10 protein-coding genes and 1 riboswitch are annotated in these 10,409 nt (G+C 66.8%); all 10 genes read right to left on the reverse strand.

Features of this window, described 5'->3' with window-relative positions; genetic code table 11:
* Positions 1 to 7 precede the first annotated feature (7 nt).
* A riboswitch (FMN riboswitch) is annotated at positions 8 to 167 on the reverse strand.
* A gap of 75 nt (positions 168 to 242) precedes the next feature.
* The 10 genes from ribD to mihF all read right to left on the reverse strand — a co-directional run bounded on the left by ribD (position 243) and on the right by mihF (position 10,383).
* Positions 243 to 1,250, reverse strand: a complete 1,008-nt coding sequence (gene ribD, locus AC56PL_RS17160; protein ID WP_497154584.1) for a bifunctional diaminohydroxyphosphoribosylaminopyrimidine deaminase/5-amino-6-(5-phosphoribosylamino)uracil reductase RibD — start codon at positions 1,248 to 1,250, stop codon at positions 243 to 245.
* Positions 1,247 to 1,906, reverse strand: coding sequence for a ribulose-phosphate 3-epimerase (gene rpe, locus AC56PL_RS17165; RefSeq protein ID WP_495516914.1), 660 nt, complete (start codon positions 1,904 to 1,906; stop codon positions 1,247 to 1,249). Before rpe ends, ribD begins: the two co-directional genes overlap by 4 nt.
* 116 nt (positions 1,907 to 2,022) lie before the next feature.
* Positions 2,023 to 3,420: an RsmB/NOP family class I SAM-dependent RNA methyltransferase gene (locus AC56PL_RS17170; RefSeq protein WP_497154585.1), complete on the reverse strand. Its 1,398-nt coding sequence runs from the start codon at positions 3,418 to 3,420 to the stop codon at positions 2,023 to 2,025.
* Positions 3,417 to 4,349: a methionyl-tRNA formyltransferase gene (gene fmt, locus AC56PL_RS17175; RefSeq protein WP_497154586.1), complete on the reverse strand. Its 933-nt coding sequence runs from the start codon at positions 4,347 to 4,349 to the stop codon at positions 3,417 to 3,419. Before fmt ends, AC56PL_RS17170 begins: the two co-directional genes overlap by 4 nt.
* Positions 4,350 to 4,425: 76 nt before the next feature.
* Positions 4,426 to 6,399 (reverse strand): primosomal protein N' family DNA-binding protein, encoded by a 1,974-nt coding sequence (locus AC56PL_RS17180; RefSeq protein ID WP_495516915.1) that lies wholly within the window; start codon positions 6,397 to 6,399, stop codon positions 4,426 to 4,428.
* Positions 6,400 to 6,476: 77 nt separating this feature from the next.
* A complete protein-coding gene (gene metK / locus AC56PL_RS17185) occupies positions 6,477 to 7,685 on the reverse strand; it encodes a methionine adenosyltransferase (protein ID WP_495516553.1) in 1,209 nt (402 codons plus the stop codon).
* A gap of 69 nt (positions 7,686 to 7,754) precedes the next feature.
* Complete coding sequence (gene coaBC, locus AC56PL_RS17190) at positions 7,755 to 9,047, reverse strand: bifunctional phosphopantothenoylcysteine decarboxylase/phosphopantothenate--cysteine ligase CoaBC (RefSeq protein WP_495516554.1); 1,293 nt, start codon at positions 9,045 to 9,047, stop codon at positions 7,755 to 7,757.
* Between the two features lie 105 nt (positions 9,048 to 9,152).
* Positions 9,153 to 9,455: a DNA-directed RNA polymerase subunit omega gene (gene rpoZ / locus AC56PL_RS17195; RefSeq protein WP_020108885.1), complete on the reverse strand. Its 303-nt coding sequence runs from the start codon at positions 9,453 to 9,455 to the stop codon at positions 9,153 to 9,155.
* A 7-nt stretch (positions 9,456 to 9,462) separates the two neighbouring features.
* Complete coding sequence (gene gmk, locus AC56PL_RS17200; RefSeq protein ID WP_495516916.1) at positions 9,463 to 10,020, reverse strand: guanylate kinase; 558 nt, start codon at positions 10,018 to 10,020, stop codon at positions 9,463 to 9,465.
* 45 nt (positions 10,021 to 10,065) lie between these two features.
* The gene (gene mihF / locus AC56PL_RS17205; RefSeq protein ID WP_023959453.1) at positions 10,066 to 10,383 is read right to left on the reverse strand and encodes an integration host factor, actinobacterial type; all 318 of its coding nucleotides are present in this window, start codon (positions 10,381 to 10,383) and stop codon (positions 10,066 to 10,068) included.
* Between the last annotated feature and the right edge of the window lie 26 nt (positions 10,384 to 10,409).

Here is a 10,409-nt window from a genome sequence, read left to right on the forward strand (position 1 = left end):
CACCAGGTGGAGTTCTCTCACGTCCGGACTATGACCGTCGGCTCCGGGATCTCACCGGAATCTGCTCGACCCCTCACCGGGTGAGGGCGCTCGCGGGCTCAGTGACCAACTGTCGTCGATTCACTTTTACCGCCGGTGGGGAATTACACCCCGCCCCGAGAACTTCCACCTTAGAAACTATCACATCGGACATATATCGTGACCAGGGCTAACGACATGAATCGGCCGGTCAGGGCGCTGAATCAGATTGCATTCAGTGTGAGCAGAATGTCGTCGCCCAGTGTTTCGACGCTCTCGGTGGTGAACCGGCGCGCCTGAGACAACGTCAGGACCGAATCGTCGACCACTGCGGCCGCTCCCCCGCCGATCACCAGCGGCGCCAGGTACGCCTGGACGCGATCGACGAGCCCGGCTGCGAAGAACGCACCCAGCAACCGCGCCCCACCCTCGATCTGGACGTTGGTCAACTCCCCCAACTCCTCGATCACCCGCGCCGGGTCGTGCGCGGCGATCTGTACCGTCCGGGCGCTCGAATCGAAGATGTTCGCCTCGGCCGGGATCTCCCGTCGACCGACGATCACCCGTAGCGGCTGATGTTCGCGCAACGAACCGTCCGGATATCGAGCCGTCAACGACGGATTGTCGGCGAGCACGGTTCCGGTGCCGACCACGATGGCGTCGATCTGCCCACGTTCGTGGTGCACCCGCTCGCGTGCAGCACTGCCGGTGATCCATTGACTGGTTCCGTCCGGAGCGGCGATCCGGCCGTCGATGGACGCTGCGAACTTGGCGGTGACCATCGGCCGTCCGCGCTCATGCCGGAACAGCCATTCCCGCAACGGACCGTCCCGCACCTCGTCGATGCCGACACCCGCCTGCACCGAGATGCCGGCCTGTTCGAGTCGGGCGTGACCTCCGCTGGCCAACGGGTTCGGGTCCGAGACCGCATAGACCACCGCGTGCACACCCGCCGCGATCAAGGCCTCGGTGCACGGACCGGTACGGCCCGTGTGATTACAGGGTTCGAGAGTGACCACCGCGGTACCGCCTGCGGCCCGCAGCCCGGCCTGCTCGAGGGCGACGACCTCGGCATGAGCGCCACCGGGCGGCTGGGTGTGTCCGACCCCGACCACCGAACCGTCGATGTCCAGGATCACCGCCCCCACCGGCGGGTTGGGGGTGCTCTGGCCGCGGGCGCCGTACGACTCGGTGATCGCCCGGTGCATCGCCTCGCCGATCAGCCCCGTCATGGCAGCGCGCGGCCCGCTGCTGCCTGCGCGCGCAGCGATTTCACGGCCTCGGCAGGATCGCTTGCGCCGTAGACCGCGGAACCTGCGACGAAGCAGTCCACACCGGCCTCGGCGGCCTGTTCGATGGTGTCGGCGTTGATACCGCCGTCGATCTCCACCAGGATCCGCAGCTCACCGGAGTCGACCAGCGAGCGCACCCGGCGCACCTTGTCGAGCACCCCGGCGATGAACGATTGACCGCCGAAGCCCGGCTCGACACTCATCACCAGGAGGGTGTCGAAGCTCTTGAGGATCTCGAGATACGGATCGAGTTCGGTGCCGGGCTTGATGCTCAGGCCCGCCTTGGCGCCGGCCGCGCGAATGTCCTTGGCGACCGCGATCGGGTCGTCGGTGGCCTCGGCGTGGAAGGTGACGTTGTGCGACCCGGCCTCGGCGTATCCGGGCGCCCAACGGGCCGGATCCTCGATCATCAGGTGGCAGTCGATCGGGATGTCGGTGGCCTTGAGCAAACTCTCGACGACCGGCAGTCCCAGCGTGAGGTTGGGCACGAAATGTCCGTCCATGACGTCGACGTGTAGCCAGTCGGCACCCTTGACCGCATCGGCCTCGGCGCCGAGCTTTGCGAAATCGGCGGACAAGATGGACGGCGCGATCATGGGTGGCGTTTGCATGACAGCAATCTTATGTGCCCCTCCACCTCACAAACGCTCCGGTTATACGAAGACGCTCCGCATACATGCGGAGCGTCTTCGTATAACCGGAGCGTCTGCGGTCAGTCCTTGCGGAGCGCCGCGAAGAACATCGCGTCGGTGCCGTAGAGATGTGGCCACAGCTGGACGTACGGGCCGGGACCGACACCCTCGATCGGCACCAGGTCGCGGGTTTCGATGGCGGTGATGGGGAGTTCGGCGACCGCGCGGTCGACCACCTGCGTCGTCTCCGCCGGGTGCGGTGAACAGGTGGCGTAGACGACCACGCCGCCCGGGCGTAGTAACTTCACCGCGGATTCGAGCAGTTCTTGTTGCAGCACAACGAGTTCGGCAACGTCGGCGGGGGTCCGTCGCCAGCGGGCCTCGGGACGACGCCGCAGCGCACCCAGACCGGAACACGGCGCGTCGACGAGGATCCGGTCGTATCCGGGCTCCAAGCCCGGGTCGCGGCCGTCGGCAACCTTCACATCGACCGGCAGATCGCGCGTGGCCTTTCGGATCAATTCGGCTCGGTGCGGGGCCTTTTCGATGGCGTCCACGCGGGCACCCTCGATCTCGGCCAGTGCACCGAGCAGTGCCGCCTTGCCGCCCGGCCCGGCGCAGAGGTCGAGCCAACGGCCGTTGTCTTCGCCGACGAGGGGCGCCTGCGCCAGTGACCGGGCGACGAGCTGACTGCCCTCGTCCTGGACGCCGGCCATGCCTTCACGAATCGGGTCGAGGTCACCGGGATCGCCACCGTCGAGATAGACGCAGTACGGCGAATAGCGCCCGACCTCGCCACCGGTGATCAACGCGAGTTCTTCCGCGGTGAGCAGTCCGGGGCGGGCCACCAGATGTGTCAGTGGCCGTTCGTCGTCGGCCGCCAAGGCCGCCTGCAGCGCCCCGGCCGAACCGCCCAGTGCGTCATTGAAGACCTCGGCGATCCATTTGGGGTGGGCGTACTGGAATGCCAGGTGCCCGATCAGGTCCTCGGTGATGGGCGGCGCGAGTTCCTGCACCCACAGATCTTCGTCGCGCTGAGAAACCTTGCGCAGGATCGCGTTGACGAAGCCGACCGGTCCGTGTCCGACGCGCGAACGCACCAGATCCACCGATGTCGACACCGCTGCGTGCGCACCGATCCGGGTCCGCAGGAGTTGGTAGGTACCCAGGCGCAGGACGTCGAGTACGGGACCGTCGATGTCCGCGACCGGCCGCTTGGCGACGTACGTGATGATCGCGTCCAACATGCCCGTAGCGCGGCACGTGCCATATGTGAGCTCGGTGGCCAGCGCCGCATCGCGACCGGTGATCTTCCGGTCGCGCAACATCTTCGGCAGGATCAGGTTGGCGTACGCGTCCCGTTCGCGGACGGCTTTCAGGACATCGGCGGCGGCGATGCGGGCCGGGTCGATCGGTGTGGATTCACGTTGGGTGCCTGCCTGGTTGTCGGTGCCGGGCTTCCCACTGGGCTGGTTCATGACAATGCCTGTCCGTCGGTGAGCCTGGCTCCGCGTGCCCAATCGGCACCGGCCATGGCTTTTTTGCCTTGTGGTTGAACCACATCGAGGCGGATGGGATCGGTTTGGGTGCCGACCATGAGTGCTTTTTTGGTGACGCGCAATTCACCGGGTGCCGGTCGCTCGTCGACGTCGGACACGATCGAGCACTTCGCGATCTTGACGCGCAGATCTCCGAGATTCGTCCACGGACCCGGCGCCGGCGTCATCGCGCGGATGTGACGGTCGACGAGATGGGCCGGGAGATCCCAGCGGATCCGGGCGTCGTCGATGGTGATCTTGGGCGCCGTACTGATGCCGTCGGCGGGCTGCGGCACGGCGATCAGGGTGCCGTCCTCGAGCCCGTCGATGGTCGACACCAGCAATCCGGCGCCGGCTTCCGCCAACCGACCGAGCAGGTCACCCGCGGTGTCGGTGGGCCGGATACGTTCGGTGACGACGCCGAATACCGGGCCGGTGTCCAGGCCCGCCTCGATCCGGAATGTCGTGGCACCGGTCATCTCGTCCCCGGCGGCGATCGCGGCTTGGACCGGTGCGGCGCCGCGCCAGGCCGGCAGGAGCGAGAAGTGCAGGTTGACCCACCCGTACTCGGGCAGGTCGAGCAGTTCGGCCGGAACCAGTCCCCCGTAGGCGACCACCGGGATGCACTCCGGCGCCCAGGCGCGCAATTGCTCAACCGCCTCGGGGTCGGCGAGCCGTCGGGGTGTGATGACGGGGACGTTGTTGTCGTCGGCGAGTTGCGCGACGGGTGAACGCGACACCTTACGTCCACGCCCGGCCGCGGCATCGGGACGACTGATGACACCGACCACCTCATGGCGATCGGAGTCGAGCAGTGCCTGCAACGATCCGACGGCGGGCTCAGGTGTGCCCGCAAACACCACCCGCATGTACAACCTCCATTGTCGAGAAGCGCCGCCAAAGATCGAGACGGCCATCCGAACAAGCTTAGAGGGCGGCTTGTACTCAGCCGATGGTCGGTGGATCCATCTGCACGCGGATCGGGGATGTTTCGTGCTGGGCGATCCGTCCGATCAACGCCACGCGTAATGCGGCGGCCAGGGCACGTCCGTCCGACCGTTTGCAGCGCAACAGTATTCGTTGCGGATCGGGTACCTCTGCCCGATCCAGACCCGACGGCAACCGAACCCCCGCAGGCAGTTCGACGGGTCCGAGCACTTCCCCACCCTCGGGCAGTGTCACCTTCTCGGCGAAGGCGATGACGGCAGGCCCGGCTCCGTCGATCGATGCCATGGTCACCGCAGGCGGAAACGCGAGTTCGGTGCGTTGATCGAGTTCGGTTTGCGCGTAGCCGACGGGATCCCACCGGATCACCGCCTGCACCGGGGCGAGACCGGCATCGGCGACCACCACGACCGTGCCGCCCTGACCATGCGGTCGCACCAGCATCGCCGCCGACAGCCACCGCCGGACGGCTTCCTCCCCGGCACGCAGTTCGGTGCGATCGAGCTGAGCCCAGGTGTCGAGCAGGATCACCGCGCCGTAGCCGCCCGCGGCGACCGGTTCGGCACCCGGCGTCGAGACCACCACGCGGGCACCGTCCTCGACGTGTTCGACGAGTTTGTCACCGCCGGAGGTGAGGATCGGCACTCCGGGAAACGCGCGGCCCAGCTCTTCGGCGGTCCGGCCGGCCCCCGTGGTCAAGGCCCGGACCTTGGTGAAACCGCATTCGGCGCAACGGAAGTCGGCTTCGGGATGTCCACACCACCGACAGCTGAGCATGCCGAGACGCGAACTGCTCGCATCGGAGGGACCGTCGGCCTGCATCGGTCCGTGACAGCGACGGCAGCGCACGTGTGATCGGCAGCGTTCGCACGCCAGCGACGGCAGGTAGCCGCGGCGGGGCACGCTGAACAGCACCGGGGTGTCGGCCGCAACAGCGGCTCGGGCGGCGTCGAAGGCAAGCGCCGGAATGCGGGCCGAGCGGGCCAGCGGGTCGCGGGCCACCCGGTTGTCCTCGTCGGAGAGTGCTTTGATCCGCGGAGTCCGTTCGCGGATGACGGCCCGGGGCGCGGTGAGGTCGTGGGCCCAGCCGGCGGCGACGAGCGCCTGGGTTTCGGTTGTTCGGGCCGAACCGGCCAGGATCAGCGCACAGGTCTCCGAATGCGAGCGCAGGACCGCGACCTCACGGGTGTGCGGATAAGGCGCCCGGGGTTCGCAGAGGCTGTCGTCGCCGTCGTCCCAGACCACGATCAATCCCAGATTCGGGATCGGTGCAAACGCCGCACTGCGGGTACCGATCACCACCGATGCCTGACCCCGCAGCGCGCGCAACCAGCGTCGATACCGCGCTGACGGACCGAGGCCTGCTGACAACGAGACCACGCGATCACCGATCAGGGCGGCGCAGGCCGTCTCGAGTCGATTCAGGTCACGCTGGTCGGGCACCACGATGATGGTGCTGCGCCCGCTGATCATGGTGTGGCAGGCGACTTCGGCCAGCCGGGCAGGCCAGTCCTCGCCGGGCAGTGCCTGCCACGCCGCCCGTGCGGCCTTGCCGTCGGCGACCGCACCCAGGAACGAGTCCGCGTGCCGATACGGGTCCCAGCCCGCCAGATCCACCGTCGGAGGTACCGGCGTACCGGCCGGGGCCGCGGTGGCCTGTTCGGTCCGGGCATGCCGGGGTGGGATGGCCAGGCGCAAGACGTCGGTCATCGTCCCGGCGTACCGGTCGGCGACCGCCCGTGCCAGCGCTGCCAGCTCAGGAGTGAGGACCTGCTCGGGCGAGGTCACACGTTCGAGCCAGCCGAGCCGACCGGGATGGTCACTCGACTCGATGCGCTCGAGCAGATACCCGTCGACCAGGCGCCCGGAAAAGCGGACCCGCACCCGGACACCGGGCTGGGCCTGCTCGTCCTGGGCAGCGGTGACCTGATAGTCGAACGGTCGGTCCAGATGTGCCAGACCCAGCAACGGCAGAACACGCGCGATCGGGAGCCGCGGGGCTGGCTCACGATCGTTCTTGGGGGCGATGGGCCTGGCTCAGACTAGATGCGTCAGATACCCGCCGCCGCGCGCAGCTTGTCGGCGCGGTCGGTGTGTTCCCACGGCAGGTCGATGTCGGTGCGGCCGAAGTGGCCGTAGGCGGCGGTCGGCGCGTAGATCGGTCGCAAGAGGTCGAGGTCACGGATGATCGCGCCCGGACGCAGGTCGAACACCTCGGTGATCGCCGACTGGATCTTGGCCGGATCGACGTTCTCGGTGCCGAAGGTCTCGACGAACAGACCAACGGGGGCAGCCTTGCCGATGGCGTAGGCGACCTGTACCTCGATGCGTCCGGCCAGGCCGGCTGCGATCGCGTTCTTGGCCACCCAGCGCATCGCGTACGCGGCGCTACGGTCGACCTTCGACGGATCCTTGCCCGAGAAGGCGCCGCCACCGTGACGGGCCATGCCGCCGTAGGTGTCGACGATGATCTTGCGACCGGTCAGGCCGGCGTCGCCCATCGGTCCGCCGAGGACGAACTTGCCGGTCGGGTTGACCAGCAGGCGCACGTCACTGGTGTCGAGGAACCCGAGGTTCAGCTCTTCGAAGACCGAACCGAGGACCTGGTTGCGGATGTCCGGGGTCAGCAGGTTCTCGAGGTCGATGTCGGCGGCATGCTGGGTCGAGATGACCACGGTGTCGAGGCGGACCGGCTTGTCACCGACGTATTCGATGGTGACCTGGGTCTTGCCGTCGGGACGCAGGTACGGCAGCACGCCGGTCTTGCGGACCTCGGTCAGGCGGCGCGCGAGGCGATGGGCCAACGCGATCGGGACCGGCATGTATTCGGGGGTCTCGTCGGTGGCGTACCCGAACATCAGGCCCTGATCACCGGCGCCCTGGCGGGCGATCTCGTCTTCGGTGATGCCCTCGACGCGCGACTCATAGGCGTTGTCGACACCCTGGGCGATCTCGGGTGACTGCGCACCGATCGCGACGTTGACGCCACAGGAGTTGCCGTCGAAGCCCTTGGCCGAGGAGTCGTAACCGATCTCCAGGACCTTCTCGCGGACGATCTTCGGGATGTCGGCGTAGGCGGTGGTGTTGACCTCACCCGCGACGTGGACCTGTCCGGTGGTCACCAGGGTCTCGACCGCGACCCGCGCACGCGGGTCCTCGGTGAGCAGGGCATCCAGGATCGAGTCGCTGATCGCGTCACAAATCTTGTCGGGGTGACCTTCGGTGACGGACTCGCTTGTGAACAAACGGGAATCGGTCATGGATTTCCTCTCGGCAGCGGTGGTCCTGGAGCGGACGGGTCGTGGGCGCGAAAACCCGCGGACCTCAAATTACACAGGCTTGGTCTTGTTGGTTGCATCGCCCATCGATGCCCCATCATCAGGGCGCATGGCGACAACCGCGTCAAGTATTCGGCTCGCCATGAGTGTTTTGGTTCCCAGCGGTAGCGCGGTCTCGTGGCCGTCGGCGGCAAGCACCCAACCGGTGTTGTGGTCCATGCCGAAAGCCTTACCGTCACCGACCGCGTTCACGACGAGCAGATCGCAACCCTTGCGGGCCAGCTTGGCGCGTCCGTGGTCCAGGACTCCATGATGCTCGTCGCCGGTCTCGGCGGCAAAGCCGACGATCGACACGTCCGCCGGAATCTCTCCGGCGCGACGCGCTTCGACCAGCCCGGCCAGGATGTCGGGGTTGGTGGTCAGCTCGATCGGTGCCGGGCCGTCACCGGTCTTCTTGATCTTCGACTGCGCCACCGACACGGGCCGGAAATCGGCGACCGCGGCGGCCATGATCACCACATCGGTTTCGGGCGCCCGCTTGGCCATCTGTTCGGACAGGTGCTCGGCGGACTTGATCCGCACGAGTTCGACTCCGGCGGGGGTTGCGAGGTCGTCGGTGGCACCGGCCACCAGCGTGACCTGCGCACCGCGTTGCGCGGCAGCCCGGGCCAGGGCGTAACCCTGCTTGCCCGAACTGCGATTGCCGAGGTAGCGGACCGGGTCGAGTGGTTCGCGGGTACCGCCGGCACTGATCAGGAACCGCACGCCGCTCAGGTCGTACGGCAGGGCGTCGGAGCGTTCAAGAAGGAGTTCACCGAGTAGGGCGATCTCCTGCGGGTCGGGCAGACGTCCGGCACCGGAGTCGACGCCGGTCAGTCGTCCCGATGCGGGGGTGATCACGGTGGCGCCGTGCGCTCGCAGGGTGCGGACGTTGGTCTGGGTGGCCGGGTGCTCCCACATCTCTGTGTGCATCGCCGGGACGAACATCACCGGGCAACGCGCGGTGAGCAGCGTCGAGGTCAACAGGTCATCGGCTCGGCCGGATGCGGCCCGTGCCATCAGGTCGGCGGTGGCCGGAGCGATGATGACCAGGTCGGCTTCTTGCCCCAGACGCACGTGTGCGACCTGGGGTACGTCGTCGAACACCTCGGTGCTCACCGGATTACCGCTGAGTGCCTCGAAGGTGGCCGCGCCGACGAATTTGAGGGCCGATTCGGTGGGGATGACCCGCACACCGTGACCGGCCTCGGTGAAGTGGCGGATGACGGAGCCGACCTTGTAGGCCGCGATCCCTCCGCCTACGCCCACAACGATGTTCTTGCGTGCACTAACCGCTTCGGTCACGAAACCTCATCCTCGCTGTTGGCGCCGCGAGTGATCTCCCGCCACCACATCCCCGACATACACGTGGTCCCACGATTCCGGAGACCGGAATCGTGGGATTCGCGCTCACTCGCCTTCGGTGTGCTCGAGCAGGTCTGCGTGGATCTCGCGCATCGCGATCGACAGCGGCTTCTCCTGAAGACCCGGCTCGACCAGGGGGCCGACGTATTCGAGGATTCCGTCGCCGAGCTGGTTGTAGTAATCGTTGATCTGACGCGCACGCTTGGCCGCGTAGATCACCAATGCGTACTTCGAAGAAGCCCGTTCGAGCAGCTCATCGATCGGCGGGTTCGTGATACCAAGCGGGGTGTCGTACGCCGTCGCGTCGACCTCGCCGATGAACTCGTCCTGGGTGGTCAAGCTGCTCACAGTTCTCCTACGAATTATTCAAATGGGTTTCAACCAGCAAGGATAGCAACTGTTTGGCCGCGGCGTCGACTTCGTCGTTCACGATGACGTGATCGAACTCGTCGGCGCTGTCCAATTCGGCCCGCGCCGTCTGTAGACGACGCTCGATCACCTCATCGGATTCGGTGCCCCGGCCACGCAATCGCGCGACAAGAACATCCCAGCTGGGTGGGGCCAAAAACACGGTGACGGCCTCAGGCACGGCGGCGCGAATACTCCGCGCTCCGGCCAGGTCGACCTCCACCAGAGTGGGTTTCCCCTGCTCCATGGCCTCGTACACGGGTTTGGCGGGTGTTCCGGAGCGTTGCAGCCCGCCATGGATCTCAGCCCATTCGAGGAGTTGATTCTCCTCGATCAGCCGATCGAACTCGTCGCGACTGACGAAGTGATAGTCGCGACCGTCCACCTCACCGGCCCGCGGTTCGCGGGTGGTGGCCGAGACGCTGAACATCAGCTCCGGAAGCAACTCCCGGAGCCGACGGACAACGCTCGACTTGCCGACAGCAGAAGGGCCGGCCAAAACCAGCAGCCGGCCCTTCTGTTGTAGATCTTTGCTCACGCGCAGAAACGATCAGGCAAAGTCGAACTTGGCGAGCAGAGCCTTCTTCTGCCGATCGCCCAAGCCGCGCAGGCGGCGGGTGGGGGCGATCTCGAGCTCGGTCATGATCTCCTGAGCCTTGACCTTGCCAACCTTCGGCAGAGCCTCGAGGAGCGCCGACACCTTCATCTTGCCGAGGATCTCGTCGTTCTCAGCATCCTTGAGTACCTGCTGCAGATCGGTGCCGCCACGCTTGAGGCGTTCCTTCAGCTCGGCTCGGGCCCGGCGAGCGGCAGCTGCCTTCTCCAAGGCAGCCGCGCGCTGCTCATCTGTCAACTGGGGAAGGGCCACGGTTCCTCCGATTTCGTCTGTGTGTT

This window comes from Williamsia sp. Y721 (assembly GCF_059683565.1).